The sequence below is a fragment of the Streptomyces galbus genome (assembly GCF_005280195.1).
In the GTDB taxonomy this organism is placed as follows: Bacteria; Actinomycetota; Actinomycetes; order Streptomycetales; family Streptomycetaceae; genus Streptomyces; species Streptomyces galbus.
This window is the reverse complement of the sequence record NZ_SZPR01000019.1, coordinates 168,007-186,571: the sequence shown is the minus strand read 5'-3', so window position 1 is coordinate 186,571 and position 18,565 is coordinate 168,007. Positions and strand designations below refer to the sequence as shown.

Below are 18,565 nucleotides of genomic sequence, written 5' to 3'. Positions count from 1 at the left end.
CCCGGGGTGGTGACCCTCACATCCCACCGCGGACGCGGATCGTCCATGATGAGCGGATGCTCAGGTTCATGCCGGTCGGCGACTCCCAGACCATCGGCAGCGCGGGGGAACACACGTGGCGGTACCGGATGTGGCAGCACCTGTGCGCCACGTACGACGGCCCGTTCACCCTCGTCGGCCCGCGCGAGACGCTGTACGACCCGCGGACCGACGCGCCCACCTCGTACGCCTACGCCGAGCCGGACTTCCCACGCGCCCACCTGGCCGGCTGGGGCGAGGGTTGGCTGCACATGGCGCCGCTGGTCGAGGACGCGGTGCGGCGCGGCCGGGCCGACGTGCTGCTCGTCGCCCTCGGCCTGATCGACCTCGGCTTCTACACCGACCCGGAGCAGACGGCGGACAACGTCCGCGCGTTCGTGGCCGCCGCGCGCCGGGCCGACCCGCACGTCCGCATGGTCGTGCTGCCGGTCGTCCCCAACGTCCGCGCGGCCTCCGACGCGTCGTTCGGGGACCAGGTGACCGCCTTCAACGAGCTCCTCGCGAAGACCCTCGCCGACCTGGACGAGCCGGGCTCCCCCCTGCTGCTCGCGTCGCTGCCCGCGTCGTACGACCTGCACACGGACACGTACGACGGCACCCACCCGAACGCGAGCGGCGAACACAAACTCGCGGCGGCCTTCGCGGACGCCATGCACCAGGCGTGGGGGCTGGGAGCGCCGTACGCGGGGTGACGGGGGGCGCGGAGCCGGGCGTGCCCCGGTCACCGTGCGTATCGTTGTACCGCGCGGCCGTCCTTGTCGTGAGGCGGCCGGGGAGGAGCGCCACGATGACCGTCCTCGCAGACAGGACCGAGATGGCCGACGACAGCGGCGAGCTGACTCTGGACGAGCTGTTCGAGTCGATCGAGCGGACCACCCCTGAGGGTTACCGGGTCGAGATCGTCGAGGGGACCATCTTCATGGCGCCGCAGCGGGACATCCACTGGAAGATCATCCGTCGGATCGTCCGGGCGATCGAGGACCGGTTCGGGGTGGACGTGGCGGTCCTGTCCGACGTGCGGATCGACTTCCCGGGCAAGCTGAACGGCTACGCGCCGGACGTCGCCAAGCTGCGCGACGGTGCGCGCAAGGACGCGGACGGGCGCTGGCGGTGCACGGACGTCGAGTTCGTCGCCGAAGTCATCTCGCAGGGCACGGCCCAGAACGACTACGGCCCCAAGAAGACCGCCTACGCCCTCGCCGAGGTCCCCGCCTACCTGATCGCGGACCCCTACCAGGGCAGGTGCCACCTCTACACCCGGCCCAAGGACGGCGAGTACGTCAGCGAGCTCTCCGTGGCCTTCGGGGCCGACGTCGACCTGACGGACACGGTGCTCGGCCTGACCCTGGAGACCAAGGAGTTCCCCCGCGACTGACCGCGCGCCGGCTGTCAGAATCACGTCGTATGGCGATCATTCACCGGACCACGCTCGAACCCACCAAGCTGGAACTGCTCACCGGCTGGCTGCCCACGCGCCCCTGGTACGCCGGTGACGGCGCGCCCGAGCTGTCGCGGCCGGGCGGGTTCCGGCTGGACGACCCGGAGGGCGAGGTGGGCATCGAGTTCCTGGTCGCCCTCGACGCCTCCGGCCCCGCCCCCGTCGCCTACCACGTCCCCCTCACCTACCGCGGCGCCCCGCTCGCCGACGCCGACCACGCCCTCGTCGGCACGACGGAACACGGCGTCCTCGGCACCCGCTGGGTCTACGACGGCTGCCACGACCCCGTGTTCCAGGCGCAGTTGCTCGCCCTGTTCGCCGGCCGCGTCCAGGCCCAGGCGCAGAGCCTCACCGACACCCCCGACCACGAGGTGGCCCACGCCTGCACCGGCCCGGCCCCCACCGCCCCGACGTGGCCGGTCACCGTCACCGACACCGCCTCGGGCACGACCCTCCCGACGGCGGACGGCACGACCCTCCACATCCACCGCCGCCTCACCCCCGGCCCCCGTCCCGCCGACGCCCTGGGCCACGTCACCGGCGCCTGGCAGTCACCGGGGGGCGACCGCGTCCGAGCGGTGTTCGCGACGCTGCTGCCCGGGGACTGATCCCCGCCGGTGTGCACGTCCGCGACTCCGGGACCGCCTCCCCCGCCCTCCACGTCACCCCCACCCCCTGGACCGCCTTCCCCGCGTCGCTTGCCTAGAGCGCACTCCACGCCGTTGGCTGGGCGGTATGGAGTACACGCAGCTCGGACGCACCGGACTCAAGGTCAGCCGACTGGTCCTCGGCACGATGAACTTCGGACCGCAGACGAACGAGGCGGACAGCCACGCGATCATGGACGCGGCGCTGGACGCGGGCATCAACTTCTTCGACACCGCCAATGTGTATGGCTGGGGCGAGAACAAGGGCCGCACCGAGTCGATCATCGGCAACTGGTTCGCGCAGGGCGGCGGCCGCCGCGACAAGGTGGTCCTCGCCACCAAGGTGTACGGCAACATGGACGCCGACGGCGAGACGGTCTGGCCCAACCACGACAAGCTCTCCGCGCTGAACATCCGCCGCGCGGTGGACGCGTCGCTCAAGCGGCTCCAAACGGATTACATCGACGTCTACCAGTTCCACCACGTCGACCGGTCGACGCCGTTCGAGGAGATCTGGCAGGCCATCGACGTCCTGGTCCAGCAGGGCAAGATCCTGTACGTCGGCTCGTCCAACTTCCCCGGCTACAAGATCGCCCAGGCCAACGAGGTCGCCGCTCGCCGCGGCGGCACCATCGGCCTGGTCAGCGAGCAGTGCCTGTACAACCTCGCCGAGCGGCGCGCCGAGATGGAGGTCATTCCGGCGGCGCAGGACTACGGCCTCGGCGTGATCCCCTGGTCGCCGCTGCACGGCGGTCTGCTGGGCGGGGTCATCAAGAAGGAGGTCCAGGGCGGACGGCGGGCCTCCGGACGCGCCGCGGACACCCTGGCCGACCCGGCGGGCCGGGCGCAGATCCAGGCGTACGAGGACCTGCTGGACAAGCACGGCGTGGAGCCGGGCGAGGCCGCGCTGGCGTGGCTGCTGACGCGTCCCGGCGTGACGGGGCCGATCGTCGGTCCGCGCACGGCCGAGCAGTTGGAGTCCGCGCTGCGGGCGGTCGAGCTGGAGCTCGGCGAGGAGCTGCTGACCGGCCTGGACGAGATCTTCCCGGGTCCCGGTCCGTCGCCGGAGGCGTTCGCCTGGTAGGGCGGGGCCGGCGGTGGCCGGCGGCCGTCGGGCTACCTGCCGACGGCCGCCGCCACCGCCACCACGACGAACAACAACGCGAGCGCACCGGCCATGATCCGGTTCCGGGTCTTCGGGTCCACGGACCCGAGCCTAACCGGCCGCGCCGAGCGCCCAGCGGCCGACCGGCTCGTAGCGGGGCTGCCGACCCGGTACGCCCGAGGCGGGCAGGTGGCTGCGGACGAGCGTCAGCTCGGGGACGGTCCAGGTGCGGCCGGTGAAGCCGGCCAGGGCGTCGACCCAGGGCCGGGTGTCCACGGCGGTGCGGCCGCGGGCCAGCGTGAGGTGGGCCTTGTAGCGGCGGTGCTCGCCCAGGTCGATCCCGGCCTTGCGGCCGGCGGCCTCGGCGCGCTCGGCGAGCAGCCGCAGCGCGGGCAGGTCGCCGTGCGCGCCGGTCCACAGGGCGCGGCCGTGCCCGAACTGCCCGCCGCCGCGCAGGGCCAGCTCGAAGGGCGCACTGTGCTGCGCGGCCCGCTCCAGCCGCGCCGACAGCGCGGGCACGGTGGCGTCGTCGACCTCGCCGTAGAACGCGAGCGTGAAGTGCCACCCGGCCGGCTCGGTCCACCGCAGTCCCCCGGCCCCGGGCAGCCCGCGCAACGCGGCCACCTCGACGGCGAGCTCCCGGACGACGTCCTCGGGGGGCAGCACGGCGGCGAAGAGTCTCATGGGCCCAGCCTCTCGCGTCCGCCCCCTCGTTCGCCCGGCCGTGTCCCGGTCACCGTGCGTATCGTTGTACTGCGCGGTTGTCGTGAACGAAGCGGCAGCCGGTCAGGAGCGCCATGATGACCGTCCTTGACGACAGGATCGCGATGGCCGACAGCGGTGATGAGCTCACGCTCGACGTCATGTTCGAGTGGCTGGAGAAGATGCCGGTCCCCGAGGGCTACAAGACCGAGATCGTCGGGGGGCACATCTTCAGGGCGCCGCAGCGGGACACCCACTGGGACATCATCCTGGACCTCGTCGAGCAGCTGCGCGCCACGTACCCGCGCCGGCGCGTCAAGTCGGACGTCCGTATCGACTACCCCGGGCGTCTCAACGGGTTCGCCAGCGACGTGACGGCTCTCGCGGACGGCGCCGAGAAGGACGAGAAGGGCCGCTGGACGCACCAGGACGTCGAGTTCGTCGCCGAGGTCATCTCCAAGGACACCGCCGCCAACGACTACGGACCCAAGAAGACGGCCTACGCCCTCGCCGAGGTGCCGGTGTACCTGATCGTCGACCCGTACACCGCGCGCTGGCACCTGCACACCCTGCCGAAGGACGGCGAGTACCACGCCGAGGCCGCCTTCGGCTTCGGCCACGACATCGACCTCACCGGCACCCCCGTGGGCCTGGTCCTCCGCACCGGTGAGTTGCCCCGCGACCGCGACTGACCAGACCGCCCCCGCGCCTCCCCCACGGCCCGGCAAGATGGCCTCCGTGGAGATGACCATCAGAGAAGGCGGCACCCGCGACGTCCCCCTCGTACTCGGTCTGCTCGACCGGGCCGTGGTACCGAGGCTTCCGGGCCGAAGCCGCGGGGGAAGGGACAGTCGTGGCGCTTCCCTCACCCCCGTCCACCGCACCGGTTCCCGACGTCGCGCCGTGCGCGCGGGCCGCCGGGCGGGCGACGGCGTACGTGCACCGCGTGGTCGGAGCGGCGGGTGCGCCGCCGGCGGAGATGTCCCTGGGCCCCGGGTTCGGGCAGAGCTTCGACGGGGCGCGGGCGCGCGGGAGGCTCGTGGAGGTCTTGGGCGTGGACCCGGGCTTCGACCTGGGCGGTGAGGCGTTCTCCGCGATGGTGTCGCTGGTGCTGCTCGCGCCGGGCGGCGCACCGGAGCTGGTCCGGCGTCTGGCCCGTCAGGTGGAGGCGTGCCGGTGGCAGCGCAGGTACCGGTTCCTGCCGGGGCCCGGTGGTCTGCCCGCGGACACCGACAGCACCGCTCTGGCGCTCGGCGCCCTCTACGACGCCGGCCTGCTCCCCGCTGCCGCGCTGCGGGCGGGCGCGCGGGAACTCCTGCGGGCCGCGGCCCCGGCCGCCGGCCTTCCCCGTCAGCGGGCGGCGGACCGGGAGGGCGGTCGCGTCCGGCCGGGGGGTCTTCATGGTCTATTGGGAGGACGGGGAGGAGCCGGGGACGCTGCCGCGCGGGCCGAAGCAGGACCCCGTTGCCTGCGCCAACGCCCTCCACACCCTGCTCCTGGCCGACCTGACCGGGTCCTACGAGGCGCACTGGGCGGCCGACGCCACGGTCGGCTTCCTCGCCGAGCACCTGGCCTCGGGCCGCTTCCTGCGCGGCACCCGCTACTACCCCTCGCCGGACGCCTTCCTGTACGCCGTGGCCCGGCTGTGCGCCCGCTTCCCCGACGCGGCCCGTCCGCTGACCGCACCCGCCCGGCTCGCGCTGGAGCGGACCGGCACCGGCGCGTCGGCGACCACCGGCAGCGTCCTGGAGGTCGCGCTGCGGGTCCTGGCCGCCGACCACCTGGGCGTCACGGCCGGGCACGACGAGCGCCGCCTGCGGCTCGCCCGGGCCCAGCGACCGGACGGCTCCTGGCCCGCGGACGCCTACTACCGGATGGGCCGCTTCCCGGTGTACTTCGGCTCGCCCTACCTCACCACGGTGTTCGCGCTGAGCGCCCTGCGCCCGGCCCGCCCGGCGCCGGCGCCGGCTCCACCCCGTACGGGTGAGTGACAGGTGGTTCTCCCAGACGGAACACGGCCGGACGCCGAGCATGGGCGGCGGAAGTGTCCAGGCGTGGGGCCTGGCCCGGCACAGGAAGGCGCGAGGAATGTCAACAGGCCTGCCGCCCATCGGCTCCGAGATCCCCCGCTCGATGCTCGCCGTGGGAGCCACGCTGGAGATCGACGGTGCCACCGTGCAGGTGGACCTGCGCGGCGGCATCGAGCAGCGGGTCGACGTCGATCCGGACGCCCCGCACAACAGCGTGACGCTGCGCCCCGTCGGCTTCCAGGTCACCGGCGAGCTCCCCGACGGGCGCACGGTCACCCTGGCGCAGGCCGACGCCGGCGCCGACTCGGCCGGCGCGCTGCGGATCACCCAGCACCTGCCGCTGAAGTACGAGCTGCTCGACGTCGTGCCCGTCACCCTGACCCTCAGCGGCCCGGACCGTGAGGACGTCGTGGCGGCGGCGGAGCGACCGCTCGTCCTGGTGACCGAGGACGTCACGCAGTTCCCGACCCGCGGCGACCTCAGCTCCCTGGAGGCCCCGGTCGCCTTCGCCGCCACCGACGCCCCCGCCACGGTCGTCGCCCGGCTGGTGACGTTCCCCGTCCAGTCCGGCGGCGTCTGACCGGCGCCCGCGGCACCGGGCGGGCGCGCGGGCCGGCGCGGACCGCGAAGGTCCCCGCGCCGGTCCCCCGCCGGTGCTCACGCCGCCCGCGCCAGCTCCTTGCGGCGTTCACGCGGGACGAAGCGGAGCTTCGGGTGGCCGTGGTCCCAGGCCACCGTCAGGCGCAGGCCGCCCACACGGGCCAGGACCAGGCCGACGGTGACCGCTGCGGCGGCCGAGATCGCGCCGCCGGCCGCCAGGCCCGCGCGCACGCCGTACGCGTCCGTGACCCAGCCCGCGATCGGCGCGCCGACCGGGGAGCCGCCCAGGAAGACCATCATGTAGAGGGACATCACGCGGCCGCGCATGGCCGGGTCGGTGCCCATCTGGATGGCGGTGTTGGCGTTGACGTTGATCGTCATGCCGAACATCCCGATCGGGGCCATGAGCAGCGCGAACAGCCACAGCGAGGGCGCCGCCGCCGCGACCAGCTCCAGCGCGCCGAACAGCGCCGCCGCCGCGATCATCACCCGCAGCTTGGCCGTGCCGCGCCGGGCCGCGAGCAGGGCGCCGGCCAGCGAACCGACCGCCATCAGGGTGTTGAAGAGGCTGTAGGACCCGGCGCCCGCGTGGAAGACGTCGTCGGCGAAGGCCGACAGGTACACCGGGAAGTTGAAGCCGAACGTGCCGACGAACCCCACCAGGACGATCGTCCAGATGAGCTGCGGGCGCCCGGCGACGTAGTGCAGGCCCTCCCGCAGCTGCCCCTTGCCACGCGGCGCGCGCTCGACGACGTGCAGCTCGCGGGCGCGCATCAGCAGCAGCCCGGCGATGGGCGCGACGAACGACAGGCCGTTGAAGAGGAACGCCCAGCCGGTGCCGACGCCGGTGATCATCAGACCGGCGACGGCCGGTCCGACCAGCCGCGCGGACTGGAAGTTCGCGGAGTTCAGGCTGACCGCGTTCTGGAGCTGCTCGGGGCCGACCATCTCGGAGACGAACGACTGGCGGGCCGGGTTGTCGAGGACCGTGGCCAGACCGACCGCGAAGGCGGCGAGGTAGACGTGCCAGACCTGGACGTGGCCGCTGAGCGTGAGCACCGCGAGGACGACGCCGGTCACGGCCATCGCGGCCTGGGTGAACAGCAGGGTGGGGCGCTTGGGCAGCCGGTCGACGAGGACACCGCCGTAGAGGCCGAACAGGAGCATCGGCAGGAACTGCAGGGCCGTGGTGACACCGACGGCCGTGGCGGAACCGGTGAGGCTGAGGACCAGCCAGTCCTGGGCGATGCGCTGCATCCAGGTGCCGATGTTCGACACGACCTGGCCGAGGAAGAACAGGCGGTAGTTCCTGATCCTCAGGGAGCTGAACATCGAGGACCTGCGGGCGGGTCCCGGGGGCGGCGGGGAGTCGGGTCGGGTGTGCGGTGCGGGGGCGGAAGCTGCTCCGGATCCCGTACTCAAAAGGGTTCGCCTCCTCGGTGACGGTGACTGTGCTTACAGGTGTGCGAGCTTCTCCAGCACGGGGGCGGCAGCGCGCAGCTTGGCCCACTCGTCCTCGTCCAGGCCGTCCACCAGGTGCGCCAGGAAGGCGTTCCGCTTGGCGCGGCTCTCCTCGAGCATGCTCTCGGCCTGCTCGGTCCTGGTGACGACCTTCTGGCGGCGGTCCTCGGGGTGCGGCTCCAGCCGGACCAGGCCCTTGGCCTCCAGCAGCGCCACGATGCGGGTCATCGACGGCGGCTGGACGTGCTCCTTGCGGGCGAGTTCGCCCGGGGTGGCGCTGCCGCAGCGGGACAGCGTGCCGAGCACCGACATCTCGGTCGGGCTGAGCGACTCGTCGACCCGCTGGTGCTTCAGGCGGCGGGCGAGCCGCATCACGGCGGATCTGAGGGAGTTCACGGCGGCAGCGTCGTCGCCATGGGTGAGGTCCGGCATGTTCTTTAGCTTAACTCATTACTCTCGCTAAAGAACACCTGGAGAGCCGCCGGAGCGCCGTGATCCCCGCCACTGCGCCCCGAGATCACTCATACGGGTGATACGAGCGGGGAACGGCACGCATCACCCCGAACCGCCCCGCGACCCTCGTAGCCATGGGGACCAGCGTGCTCAGCCTGCGAATAGACCATGTCCTGCTGGAGCGGCTACGGCACCATGCCGCGAAAAGAGGAATGAGCGTCCAGGACTATGTCGTCCGGACGCTCATCCGCACCGACTTCGACGAGCGGTTCCAGGCCGCCGTCGAGGAGACGGAGAAGTTCTACGGGCTCACCTGAGGGCGGACCCGCGGGCCGGTCAGGGTCAGGTCAGACCCAGGGCCGGCATCAGGTAGTAGAAGCCGAAGACCGCGGCGACCACGTACATGGCCACCGGCACCTCCCGCCCGCGGCCGGCCGCCAGGCGCAGCACCGTGAAGGTGATGAAGCCCATCCCGATGCCGTTGGTGATCGAGTAGGTGAACGGCATCATCACCATGGTGACGAAGGCCGGGATCGCGATCGTGTGGTCGGCCCAGTCGATCTCCTTGACCGAACCCGCCAGGATCAGGAAGCCCACCGCGAGCAGCGCCGGGGTGGCCGCCTGGGACGGGACCATGGTCGCGACCGGGGTGAGGAACAGTGCCACGGCGAACAGCGCGCCGGTGACCACGTTGGCGAGGCCGGTGCGGGCGCCCTCGCCGACGCCGGCCGTGGACTCCACGAAGCAGGTGGTGGCCGAGGAGGAGCTGGCACCGCCGGCCGCGACGGCGATGCCGTCGACGAAGAGGACCTTGTTGATGCCGGGCATCTGGCCCTGGGCGTCGGTCAGCTTGGCCTCGTCGGAGACGCCCATGATCGTGCCCATCGCGTCGAAGAAGCACGACAGCAGCACGGTGAAGACGAACAGCACGCCGGTCAGCACGCCGACCTTGTCGAAGCCGCCGAACAGGCTGACCTTGCCGAGCAGGCCGAAGTCGGGGGCGCCGACCGGGTTGCCGGGCCACTTCGGGGTGGTCAGGCCCCAGGACGGCACCTTCGCGACCGCCTCGATGATCATGGCGAGCACGGTCATCGCCACGATCGAGATCAGGATCGCGCCGGGGACCTTGCGCACGATGAGCGCGAGGGTGAGCAGCGCGCCGAGCACGAAGATCAGCACGGGCCAGCCGTTGAGGTGGCCGTCGCCGCCGAGCTGGAGCGGGACGGTGGTGTGGGCGGCGTCGGGGATGCGGGAGACGAAGCCGGAGTCGACCAGACCGATCAGCATGATGAACAGGCCGATGCCGATGCTGATGGCCTTGCGCAGACCGAACGGCACGGCGTTCATGACCCGCTCGCGCAGCCCGGTGGCGACCAGCAGCATCACCACGAGACCGGCCAGCACGACCATGCCCATGGCGTCGGGCCAGGCCATGCGCGGGGCGAGCTGGAGCGCGACGACCGAGTTCACGCCGAGGCCGGCGGCGAGCGCGATGGGCACGTTGCCGACGACACCCATCAGCAGCGTCGTGAACGCCGCCGTCACGGCCGTCGCGGTGACGAGCTGGCCGTTGTCGAGCTGGTGGCCGTACATGTCCTTCGCGCTGCCGAGGATGATCGGGTTCAGCACGATGATGTAGGCCATCGCGAAGAAGGTGGCGAAACCACCACGGACCTCACGCGCCGGCGTGCTGCCCCGCTCCGAGATCTTGAAGAAGCGGTCGAGTGCGCCGTGGGCGGGCGTGCCGCCCGGCTGCTCGGACGCGGGGGCCTGGGAAGGGGCCGAGGTGGGGGCCATTGATACTTTCCTACGAACGGAACCGGTCATAGACAAACGGTTTCAGTATGAACATATGAAGCCGAGGTTGGCCATCTCCGCGCGTAGACCCCGGGCGGCCGCGGGGGACGGCGGCGGCCCGCCCCGGGCCTCGTAAGCTGTGCGGCATGGCCGGACTTTTCTCGGGATCCCCGAAGCACGAGGCGCCGGAGCCCCTGGAAGGGCCCGTGGTCGCGACCGTCGTCGGCGGCACGGTCGTCTGGTTCGTCCTCTTCCTGGTGCAGCTCCCTTTCTACGGCTGGTTCGACGACCACGGCCACCTGTGGTGGGTGTGGACCTGCCTGGCCGGGGGCGGCCTGGGCCTGATCGGCATCTGGTACGTCCGCAGGCGTGACGCGGCCCTCAAGCGCGCGGCCGCCGGGCAGGACGCGTAGGCCCTGCACGGGGCGACGAGACACCCCCTGGGGTGCGTCCTACCACCGCACGATCCGGCTCCTCCCCTGGTCTGATCTTCGGCGCCCCCGGCGGGTGGAGCCCCCCGTCCGCACGTACCGTCGAAGGCATGACCCACACCGACGCCGCCCCCGCGGTCCCGGCGCACCGGGCGACGGGGCTCACCGCCGCCGAGGTCGCCGAACGCGTCGAGCGCGGTCAGGTCAACGACGTGCCCGTGCGCAGCAGCCGCTCGCTCGGCGAGATCGTCCGGGCGAACGTCTTCACCCGGTTCAACGCGGTCATCGGCGTGCTCTGGCTGGTCATGCTGGCCGTCGCGCCCATCCAGGACAGCCTGTTCGGCTTCGTGATCCTCGCCAACACCGGCATCGGCATCGTCCAGGAGTGGCGCGCGAAGAAGACCCTCGACTCGCTCGCGGTGATCGGCGAGACCCGGCCCGTCGTGCGGCGCGAGGGCACCGCCGTGCCGGTCGCCACCTCGGACATCGTGCTGGACGACCTGCTGGAGATCGGCCCCGGCGACAAGATCGTGGTCGACGGGGAGTGCGCGGAGGCCGACGGGCTGGAGATCGACGAGTCACTGCTCACCGGCGAGGCCGACCCGGTCGTCAAACAGCCCGGCGACCCGGTCATGTCCGGCAGCTTCGTCGTCGCCGGCGCCGGCGCCTTCCGCGCCACCAAGGTCGGCCGCGAGGCCTACGCCGCCCAGCTCGCCGAGGAGGCGTCCCGCTTCACCCTGGTCCACTCCGAGCTGCGCACCGGCATCTCCACCATCCTCAAGTACGTCACCTGGATGATGGTCCCGACCGCGACCGGCCTGGTGGTCAGCCAGCTCTTCGTGAAGAACAACGACGTCAAGGACTCCATCGCCCGCACCGTCGGCGGCATCGTCCCGATGGTCCCGGAGGGGCTGGTGCTGCTCACCTCCGTGGCCTTCGCGATCGGCGTCGTGCGGCTCGGCCGCAAGCAGTGCCTCGTCCAGGAACTGCCCGCCATCGAGGGCCTGGCCCGCGTCGACACCGTCTGCCTCGACAAGACCGGCACGCTGACCGAGGGCGGCATGGACGTCACCGCGCTGCGCGCCCTCGACGGACACGACGAGGCGTCCCTGCGCCGGGTGCTCGGCGCCCTCGGCGCGTCCGACCCGCGCCCCAACGCCTCCCTGCAGGCGATCGTCGACGCCTACCCCGACACCGGGGAGTGGCGCCCCACCCGGGCACTGCCCTTCTCCTCCGCCCGCAAGTACAGCGGCGCCACCTTCGACGAGGGCGACGGCACGAGCAGCACCTGGCTGCTGGGCGCACCCGACGTGCTGCTGGACGACGGGAACCCCGCCCTGGCCGAAACCGAGCGGCTCAACGAGGACGGCCTGCGGGTGCTGCTGCTGGCCCGCGCCGGGCGCGCCCTCGACGACACCGACGTCACCGCGGGCGCCGAGCCGGCCGCGCTGGTCGTGCTGGAGCAGCGGCTGCGGCCCGACGCCGCCGACACCCTGCGCTACTTCGCCGAGCAGAACGTCCGCGCGAAGGTCGTCTCCGGCGACAACGCGGTGTCCGTGGGGGCGGTCGCCGCCAAGCTGGGGCTCAGCGGCAGCGCCGTCGACGCGCGGCGGCTGCCCGGGGAGCCGGACGCGATGGCCGAGGCGCTCGACGAGGGCACGGTGTTCGGACGGGTCACCCCGCAGCAGAAGCGGGACATGGTCGGCGCGCTCCAGTCGCGCGGCCACACCGTCGCGATGACCGGCGACGGTGTCAACGACGTGCTGGCGCTCAAGGACGCCGACATCGGCGTCGCGATGGGTGCCGGGTCCGAGGCCACCCGGTCCGTGGCGCAGATCGTGCTGCTCGACAACAGCTTCGCCACGCTGCCGTCGGTGGTGGCGGAGGGGCGGCGGGTCATCGGCAACATCACGCGGGTGGCGACGCTGTTCCTGGTGAAGACCGTCTACTCGGTGCTGCTGGCGCTGCTGGTGGTGTGCTGGCAGGTGGAGTACCCCTTCCTGCCCCGCCACCTGACCCTGCTGTCCACGCTCACCATCGGCGTGCCCGCGTTCTTCCTGGCCCTCGCCCCGAACCGGGAGCGGGCCCGGCCGCACTTCGTCCGGCGGGTCATGCGGTACTCCGTGCCGGGCGGTGTCGTCGCGGGGGTGGCCACCTTCGTGTCGTACCTGATCGCCCGGCACCACTACACGGGCCCCGGGTCGCTGGACGCCGAGACCAGCGCGGCGACCCTCACGCTGTTCCTGATCTCGCTGTGGATCCTGGCGATCATCGCCCGCCCGTACACCTGGTGGCGGGTGCTCCTGGTCGCCGCGATGGGCGTGGCGTTCCTGGTGGTGCTTCTCGTGCCGTGGCTCCAGCACTTCTTCGCGCTGAAGCTGGTCGGGGCGACGATGCCGTGGATCGCGGTGGGCATCGCGGCGGTGGCGTCGGCCGCCCTGGAGCTGGTGTGGCGGTGGGTCGGCCGACGCTTCCCCGTCCAGCGGGCTCGGCTGCGGACTAGCGCACGTCGATGAAGTCGCCGGTCGCGGAGACGGCCGGGGTCGTCGTGGTGCCCGCGAAGGTGTAGCGGAAGTAGCCGTCCGCGGTGGCCTTCACGGTGGTCTTCAGGGTGCCCGTCGACGAGGTCTTGATGGTCTTGACCGTCGTGTAGGTGCTGCTGCCCTTCTTGCGGAACTGGAGCTTCACCGGCTGGCTCGCGTAGCCCGCGTACTTGTTGGTGTCCCAGTTGGCGCGGGTCAGCTTGCCCGTCACGGTGATCGTGGCGCCCTTGCGGACCGGCTCGGGCGTGGCGTCGGCGGTCAGCTTGGACAGGCGCTGGATCGCGGCGGAGCCCAGGTCGCCCTTCCAGGTGGCGTGGTTGGCGGAGTCGACGGCGAGGGCGCCGACCTTCCAGGCGCCGGCCTCGTCGTTGATCAGGTCGCCGTGGGCGCTGTCCAGGACGATCGTGGCCTTGCAGTGCAGCACGGTCGAGGAGGCCGCCGTGCAGGTGCCCGGGTCGTCGCTGATGAACAGGTCGGACGGGGAGGTGATGGAGGCACCGCGGTACAGGACCGGGCCGGTCTGGAAGGAACTCGAGCTGAGGCCGGCCGGCTTGGTCACGGTGTAGGTGACCGGGGCGGAGACCTTCGCCGAGGCGCCGACCACGATGCTGCGGCCGCCGTTGACCTTGACGGCGGAGAAGGTCACGGCCGGGCCGGTGGAACCGGTCGCCTGCGCGGCGGGCGCGGCGAGGGCGGTGAGGGCCAGCGCGCCGAGCGAGGCGGCGACGGTGGCGGTGGCGCGTATGCGCATGTGCGTTCCCCAGTGGGAGGAGTGGATCGTGGAGTCTCGTGACTCACATGATCGGATTCGTCAGGTGCCTGCGGGGTTGCAGGGGTTGGTGAGGTCTTTGCGACCGGTTGGTGTGCCGTTGGCGTCCGGCCGGCGACGGGTCGGGCGGACGCGCGGGCGCCCGCCCCGGACGGCTTCCGGGGGCGGGCGCCCGCTGTGGTGTCGTAGTCCGCCGGCCGCGGGTCAGCGCACGTCGACGAAGTCACCGGCCGCGGAGACGGCCGGGGTGGTGCTGGTGCCCGCGAAGCTGTAGCGGAAGTAGCCGTCCGCGGTGGCCTTCACGGTGGTCTTCAGGGTGCCCGTCGACGAGGTCTTGATGGTCTTGACCGTCGTGTAGGTGCTGCTGCCCTTCTTACGGAACTGGAGCTTCACCGACTGGGTCGCGTAGCCCGCGTACTTGCCGGTCTCCCAGTTGGCGCGGCTCAGCTTGCCGGTGACCGTGATGGTCCGGCCCTTCTTGACCGGCTCCGGGGAGGCGTTGACCGTGAGCGCGGAGCGGCGCTGCAGCTTGACCGGGCCGAGGTTGTCGAACTCCGCGACGCCGACCTTGCTCCAGTCGATGTCGTCCGCGTACGGGTCGACGTCGTTCCAGTCGACGACGTAGCCGGACGCCTTCCAGGTGGTGGCGTCGGCGTTGTACAGGTCCTCGGCCGGGCGGACGTCGATGGTGCCCTTGCAGGTGTCGACCGTGGCGGACACCGCGGTGCACACCGGCCAGTTGTCGCCCTCCAGGAAGTTGACCGGATTGGAGTAGGAGCCGCGGTAGAGCGTGACGTCCACCAACGTGTCGCGGGCCCTGAGGTCGACGTCCGCCGAGTGGGTGACCTTGTAGGTGACGGGCGCGACGACGTGACCGGTGGGACCGGCCACGATCGGCTTGCCGTTGTTGACCTTGACGTTCGAGAAGGTCGCGTTGAGCTGGTACGGGGTGCCGGTGTCGGCCGAGCCGGTGTACGTGGTCCGGCCGTCGGCGGCCTTCAGGGCGGCGCGGACGACGTCCCGCTTGGCGGGCCCGCCGTCGGCGGCCGTCGCGGCCGGCACGGCGAGGGCGGACAGGACCAGGGCGCCGCTGAGGGCGGCCACGGTGGCGCGGATGCGCATGTTTCCCCCGGTGGGAAAAGGGGCCCCCGGCGAGTCGGTCCCGACGACGCGTCCTCGCGGGGGGCCCAAGTGATCATGGAGCCTGTTGGCTCACATGATCAGATCCACGACGGATGCGAATGGTTGTACGCCCGCGTGAAGATTCCGTGCCCGTCAGTCGAACCAGCGGTCCCGGGCCAACTCCTCGGTGCGGGAGGGGTCTTCGAGCAGGGCGGCCACCTCGAAGCGGCGCGGCCACTGGCGTGCCGCCCAGGCGAGGCCCGCGGCCACGCCTTCCAGGGTGGCGGCGTGCAGCACACCGTCCTGGGTCAGCCGCCAGTCGATCTCCACACCGTCCACGACGAGTTCCTCGTGCTCGACGTAGGTGCGCGGGGTGAGCGGGCCGAGCAGCACCCGCACCGGCTCCGGTACGTCGTGCTCGGCGCCCTCGGAGTCGATCCCGCCGGTCACCGACTCGCTCAGCCGTCGCACCTGGAACAGCTCCGCGAGTTCGGCCGCCAGGCCCGGGCGGACCGGCAGCAGCGGCACGCCCGCGGTGAAGGGCAGCAGGTCCGGGGAGTCCACGACCACCGCGTCGGCGGCGTCCACCACCTCCACCCGCCCGTCGACCACGGCCCGCAGCTCGTCCGGCAGGGTCACCCGCTCGGGCTCCAGCTCGGCCAAGGCCCCGTACAGCCCGTGCAGTTGAGCGGCGGTCACGGTCCGGTCCGGGTCGGCGAGACGGTCGAGCAGCTCGGCCGCGCCGCCCGGCTCGTCCAGCAGCGCCGCCACCGAGGTGCGGACCCCGAGCGCGCGCAGCACCTGCTCGTCGTCGAAGCCGGTCGCGTCGGCCTCGTCGTACAGGCCGCGCAGCAGCGGGTCGCCGCCGGCCGCGAGCAGCCCGGCCGGGCGCCGCCCGTCGAGCACCGGGTGCCCGCGCAACCACCAGGCGGTGTACGGCCGGACGAGCTCGTGGGTGCCGTCCGGCAGCAGGATGCGCACCGGCTGGGTCAGGGCGTCCCGCAGCGGCGGCCGGGCCAGCAGGGCGAGCGCCCGGGTCCACTGCCCGTCGTCGACGAGGTCGAGGTCGCGCACGGCGACCAGTTCGGTGGCCACCGGCGGGACCGGGCTGTCCGGGAACCGGTCGAGGACGTCCTCGCACCACACGTCGACGGCGTCCAGCAGTCCCGCGTCGTCCGGCTCCGCGAAGTCGCCCTCGCGGGGCTCCAGTTCGTCCGGGTCCAGCACGACGTCGGTGGCCCGCACGAGCGCGAAGTCCGCGAGCACGCCACAGGCGGCCAGCGGCTGTTCGCCCCACCGGGCGGCCAGCTCGGCGTCCACGAAGGGCAGTTCGCCCTCGCGGATCACCTCGGCGAACGGGCTGCCGGGCAGCACGAGTTCCCCGGCGGGCGCCGGCTCGCCGTCTTCGTCGGGCAGGGCGAGCGCGCCCAGCCAGGGCTCGTCGCCGGGTTCCAGGCCCGCGTCCCGCACCAGCGTCAGCACCGTGTCCGCCAGCTCCTCGGCGTCCGGGGTGTCCTCGTCCCAGGCGCCGGCGTCGTCGTCCAGCGAGGCGGCCACCGCGGCCCGCACCTGCGGGGTGGTCAGCACCGCCCGGGGCGTGGCGGGCAGCGCGCCGAGCTTCTCCAGCAGCGGGTGCGCGGCGTCCGCGTGGGCGACCTTGAGGCCGAGGCGGGCCAGCACGTCCGCGTCCACCCCGGCGGCCTCGGGCGTCGGCAGCAGCACCTGGCGCGGCCCGATCGTCGTCCGCCCGTCGGCCAGCGGCACCGGCAGCCCGGACAGCCGGTCGGGGTCCACCCCGGCGAGGCTGTCGTAGAGCCGGTACCACCAGCCGGGGTCCTTCTCCAGACCGGCCAGCCGGTCGACGGCGTCGGCGAGGGGGACCCGGGCGACGCCGAGGGTCCGCAGCTCCACGCGGCGCTCCAGGCCCGCCGGGAGCAGCGTCGGCAGCACCTCGGCCAGCACCCGCACGGTCTCGGCGCCGGCGCCCTCGACGACCTCGGCGTCCCGCGGCCGCAGCGCCTCGGGCAGGTCGTCGTCCCCGGGTCCGGGTTCGCCGGGTTCCCAGCGTTCCCCGTGTTCCCCGGGTTCCCCGGGCTCCCCGGACCTGCCGGGCGGGACGGCAGGCGGCAGGAACGCGGTGCGCGGGAGCCGCTCCAGGACCGCCCGGCGCAGCGCGCCGTCCAGCTCGCCCTTGCCGAGCGGGCCGGGCACCAGGTCGATGACGCCGGGGCCCACCGGCCGCCACCCGGCCAGCAGCTCGGCGTACGCGTCGGCGGCGCGCTCCACCAGGAAGTCGGTCAGCGGGCCGGGCGCGGCGTGCCGGCGCGTGGTGTCCAGCGGCAGGGACGCGATGAGCAGCGCGGGCACGCCGAGGGGCTCGTCGCTGGGGGTGGGCGCGTGCACGACGGGCGCGGTGCGCGGCCGGACCGGGGCGCCGTCCGCGTCGACGGGCACGGCCCAGGTGACGGACCAGTGGGGCCGCAGCCGCTCCTCGACGGGCCGGTCGGCCAGCAGCGCGGCCGCCAGCGGGCCGTGCGCGGCGACCGTGCGCCAGCGGGTGGTGCCGTCGCGCGAGTCGTCGACGACGACGGTCCCGGGCCCGTCGGTCCCCCGCCGCAGGGTGCGGGGGGCGTCCTGGCCCACCTCGACCACGACCTCCTCGAGGCCGGGCAGGGCGAGCAGCAGGGCGTCGTCCACGGCGTGCAGCAGCCGCTCGGCGAGGTCGGCGGCGGCGGTGTCGCGCAGCGGCAGGATCACGGCCGTGTCGTAGGGCGCGGGCGGCAGGCCCTCGGCGGCGAACGGCAGCCGCAGCAGCGGCACGTGCCCGTCACGGCGCCGGATCTCGTCCCCGAAACCCGGGCTGTGCCGGGCGGTCTCCCCGGCGAGGTCGCGGGCCTCGGCCAGCGACCAGCGCACGCCCCCGTGGCGGCTGACCACGGCCGGTTCGTCGGTGACGGCGAGCACGGCGGCGAAGCCGACGCCGAACCGCCCGACCGCCTCGCTGTCGCGCTTGGCGGACGCCCGCAGCGTGGCCAGGGACTCGACCCCGGCGGCGTCCAGCGGCGCGCCGGTGTTGGCGGCGACCAGCACCCCGTCGCGCAGGGTCAGCCGCAGCCGGCCGGCCACCCGGCCGCGGGCCGCGGCGTCGGCGGCGTTCTGGGCGAGCTCGACGACGAGCCGGTCCCGGTACCCGCCGAGGACCAGGTCCTCCTCGGCGTTGGCGTCCTCACGGAAGCGGGCGGGGCTGGTGGCCCAGGCGTCGAGGACGCCCCGGCGCAGACGGGCGGTCCCGAAGGGGTCGGCGCCCTCGGCCGCGGGCCGCACGAAGTTGCTCACGGTTCCTTCTCCTCGTCGATGTGAGGACGAAGGTACCGCTCGCCGACCCCGACCTGCGCCGCCCACCGGGGAGCGGGGCCCCTGCCGCCGCA

At 73.0% G+C, this 18,565-nt stretch carries 17 protein-coding genes; 10 read left to right on the top strand and 7 right to left on the bottom strand.

What is annotated here, in order from left to right; all coding sequences use genetic code 11:
* The first annotated feature begins 56 nt into the window (after positions 1–56).
* From E4U92_RS24145 to E4U92_RS24130, 4 genes are all read left to right on the top strand, one after another.
* Positions 57–731 (top strand): GDSL-type esterase/lipase family protein, encoded by a 675-nt coding sequence (locus E4U92_RS24145; protein WP_137302547.1) that lies wholly within the window; start codon positions 57–59, stop codon positions 729–731.
* A 95-nt stretch (positions 732–826) separates the two neighbouring features.
* Positions 827–1,414, top strand: coding sequence for a Uma2 family endonuclease (locus E4U92_RS24140; RefSeq protein ID WP_067234300.1), 588 nt, complete (start codon positions 827–829; stop codon positions 1,412–1,414).
* 29 nt (positions 1,415–1,443) lie between these two features.
* Positions 1,444–2,085, top strand: a complete 642-nt coding sequence (locus E4U92_RS35995; RefSeq protein ID WP_168725184.1) for a maltokinase N-terminal cap-like domain-containing protein — start codon at positions 1,444–1,446, stop codon at positions 2,083–2,085.
* A 127-nt stretch (positions 2,086–2,212) separates the two neighbouring features.
* Positions 2,213–3,208: an aldo/keto reductase gene (locus E4U92_RS24130; RefSeq protein ID WP_137302546.1), complete on the top strand. Its 996-nt coding sequence runs from the start codon at positions 2,213–2,215 to the stop codon at positions 3,206–3,208.
* Positions 3,209–3,340: 132 nt separating this feature from the next.
* On the opposite strand, the gene thpR is transcribed toward E4U92_RS24130, so the two are convergent.
* Positions 3,341–3,913, bottom strand: coding sequence for an RNA 2',3'-cyclic phosphodiesterase (gene thpR / locus E4U92_RS24125; RefSeq protein WP_137302545.1), 573 nt, complete (start codon positions 3,911–3,913; stop codon positions 3,341–3,343).
* 116 nt (positions 3,914–4,029) lie between these two features.
* Here thpR and E4U92_RS24120 point away from each other — a divergent pair, with 116 nt between their 5' ends.
* The 3 genes from E4U92_RS24120 to E4U92_RS24110 all read left to right on the top strand — a co-directional run bounded on the left by E4U92_RS24120 (position 4,030) and on the right by E4U92_RS24110 (position 6,541).
* On the top strand, positions 4,030–4,623 hold the full coding sequence (locus E4U92_RS24120) for a Uma2 family endonuclease (protein ID WP_137302809.1): 594 nt from the start codon (positions 4,030–4,032) through the stop codon (positions 4,621–4,623).
* 708 nt (positions 4,624–5,331) lie between these two features.
* A complete protein-coding gene (locus tag E4U92_RS24115; RefSeq protein WP_137302544.1) occupies positions 5,332–5,922 on the top strand; it encodes a hypothetical protein in 591 nt (196 codons plus the stop codon).
* Between the two features lie 97 nt (positions 5,923–6,019).
* Positions 6,020–6,541, top strand: coding sequence for a hypothetical protein (locus tag E4U92_RS24110; protein ID WP_137302543.1), 522 nt, complete (start codon positions 6,020–6,022; stop codon positions 6,539–6,541).
* Positions 6,542–6,618: 77 nt separating this feature from the next.
* Here the strand turns inward: E4U92_RS24110 and E4U92_RS24105 are convergent, their stop codons facing one another.
* Both E4U92_RS24105 and E4U92_RS24100 read right to left on the bottom strand, forming a co-directional pair.
* Positions 6,619–7,983 carry an MFS transporter gene (locus tag E4U92_RS24105; RefSeq protein WP_137302542.1) on the bottom strand — a complete coding sequence of 455 codons (1,365 nt, stop codon included), beginning with the start codon at positions 7,981–7,983 and terminating at the stop codon, positions 6,619–6,621.
* Between the two features lie 33 nt (positions 7,984–8,016).
* Positions 8,017–8,454 (bottom strand): MarR family winged helix-turn-helix transcriptional regulator, encoded by a 438-nt coding sequence (locus tag E4U92_RS24100; RefSeq protein WP_137302541.1) that lies wholly within the window; start codon positions 8,452–8,454, stop codon positions 8,017–8,019.
* Positions 8,455–8,609: 155 nt separating this feature from the next.
* Between E4U92_RS24100 and E4U92_RS24095 the strand changes: the two genes are divergently transcribed.
* Positions 8,610–8,792 (top strand): ribbon-helix-helix protein, CopG family, encoded by a 183-nt coding sequence (locus E4U92_RS24095; RefSeq protein WP_137302540.1) that lies wholly within the window; start codon positions 8,610–8,612, stop codon positions 8,790–8,792.
* Positions 8,793–8,817: 25 nt separating this feature from the next.
* Here E4U92_RS24095 and E4U92_RS24090 read toward each other — a convergent pair whose 3' ends face one another.
* Positions 8,818–10,272 carry an NCS2 family permease gene (locus E4U92_RS24090; protein WP_137302539.1) on the bottom strand — a complete coding sequence of 485 codons (1,455 nt, stop codon included), beginning with the start codon at positions 10,270–10,272 and terminating at the stop codon, positions 8,818–8,820.
* Between the two features lie 146 nt (positions 10,273–10,418).
* On the opposite strand from E4U92_RS24090, the gene E4U92_RS24085 reads away from it, so the two are divergent.
* A complete protein-coding gene (locus E4U92_RS24085) occupies positions 10,419–10,685 on the top strand; it encodes a DUF2530 domain-containing protein (protein ID WP_137302538.1) in 267 nt (88 codons plus the stop codon).
* A 128-nt stretch (positions 10,686–10,813) separates the two neighbouring features.
* Positions 10,814–13,219, top strand: coding sequence for a cation-translocating P-type ATPase (locus E4U92_RS24080; RefSeq protein WP_137302537.1), 2,406 nt, complete (start codon positions 10,814–10,816; stop codon positions 13,217–13,219).
* Here the strand turns inward: E4U92_RS24080 and E4U92_RS24075 are convergent.
* The 3 genes from E4U92_RS24075 to E4U92_RS24065 form a co-directional block, all read right to left on the bottom strand.
* Complete coding sequence (locus E4U92_RS24075; protein ID WP_137302536.1) at positions 13,203–13,997, bottom strand: hypothetical protein; 795 nt, start codon at positions 13,995–13,997, stop codon at positions 13,203–13,205. The two genes, E4U92_RS24080 and E4U92_RS24075, sit on opposite strands and share 17 nt — an antisense overlap.
* 222 nt (positions 13,998–14,219) lie before the next feature.
* A complete protein-coding gene (locus E4U92_RS24070) occupies positions 14,220–15,137 on the bottom strand; it encodes a hypothetical protein (RefSeq protein WP_137302535.1) in 918 nt (305 codons plus the stop codon).
* Positions 15,138–15,290: 153 nt separating this feature from the next.
* Entirely contained in the window at positions 15,291–18,473 is a 3,183-nt protein-coding gene (locus tag E4U92_RS24065) for a sacsin N-terminal ATP-binding-like domain-containing protein (RefSeq protein ID WP_137302534.1), read from the bottom strand.
* Positions 18,474–18,565 lie beyond the last annotated feature (92 nt).

What these genes read in the sequence shown, in the direction of transcription:
- E4U92_RS24145 (WP_137302547.1), top strand. Translation starts at nt 57, where the DNA reads ATGCTCAGGTTCATGCCGGTCGGCGACTCCCAGACCATCGGCAGCGCG.
- E4U92_RS24140 (WP_067234300.1), top strand. Translation starts at nt 827, where the DNA reads ATGACCGTCCTCGCAGACAGGACCGAGATGGCCGACGACAGCGGCGAG.
- E4U92_RS35995 (WP_168725184.1), top strand. Translation starts at nt 1,444, where the DNA reads ATGGCGATCATTCACCGGACCACGCTCGAACCCACCAAGCTGGAACTG.
- E4U92_RS24130 (WP_137302546.1), top strand. Translation starts at nt 2,213, where the DNA reads ATGGAGTACACGCAGCTCGGACGCACCGGACTCAAGGTCAGCCGACTG.
- thpR (WP_137302545.1), bottom strand. Translation starts at nt 3,913, where the DNA reads ATGAGACTCTTCGCCGCCGTGCTGCCCCCCGAGGACGTCGTCCGGGAG.
- E4U92_RS24120 (WP_137302809.1), top strand. Translation starts at nt 4,030, where the DNA reads ATGACCGTCCTTGACGACAGGATCGCGATGGCCGACAGCGGTGATGAG.
- E4U92_RS24115 (WP_137302544.1), top strand. Translation starts at nt 5,332, where the DNA reads ATGGTCTATTGGGAGGACGGGGAGGAGCCGGGGACGCTGCCGCGCGGG.
- E4U92_RS24110 (WP_137302543.1), top strand. Translation starts at nt 6,020, where the DNA reads ATGTCAACAGGCCTGCCGCCCATCGGCTCCGAGATCCCCCGCTCGATG.
- E4U92_RS24100 (WP_137302541.1), bottom strand. Translation starts at nt 8,454, where the DNA reads ATGCCGGACCTCACCCATGGCGACGACGCTGCCGCCGTGAACTCCCTC.
- E4U92_RS24095 (WP_137302540.1), top strand. Translation starts at nt 8,610, where the DNA reads ATGGGGACCAGCGTGCTCAGCCTGCGAATAGACCATGTCCTGCTGGAG.
- E4U92_RS24090 (WP_137302539.1), bottom strand. Translation starts at nt 10,272, where the DNA reads ATGGCCCCCACCTCGGCCCCTTCCCAGGCCCCCGCGTCCGAGCAGCCG.
- E4U92_RS24085 (WP_137302538.1), top strand. Translation starts at nt 10,419, where the DNA reads ATGGCCGGACTTTTCTCGGGATCCCCGAAGCACGAGGCGCCGGAGCCC.
- E4U92_RS24080 (WP_137302537.1), top strand. Translation starts at nt 10,814, where the DNA reads ATGACCCACACCGACGCCGCCCCCGCGGTCCCGGCGCACCGGGCGACG.
- E4U92_RS24075 (WP_137302536.1), bottom strand. Translation starts at nt 13,997, where the DNA reads ATGCGCATACGCGCCACCGCCACCGTCGCCGCCTCGCTCGGCGCGCTG.
- E4U92_RS24070 (WP_137302535.1), bottom strand. Translation starts at nt 15,137, where the DNA reads ATGCGCATCCGCGCCACCGTGGCCGCCCTCAGCGGCGCCCTGGTCCTG.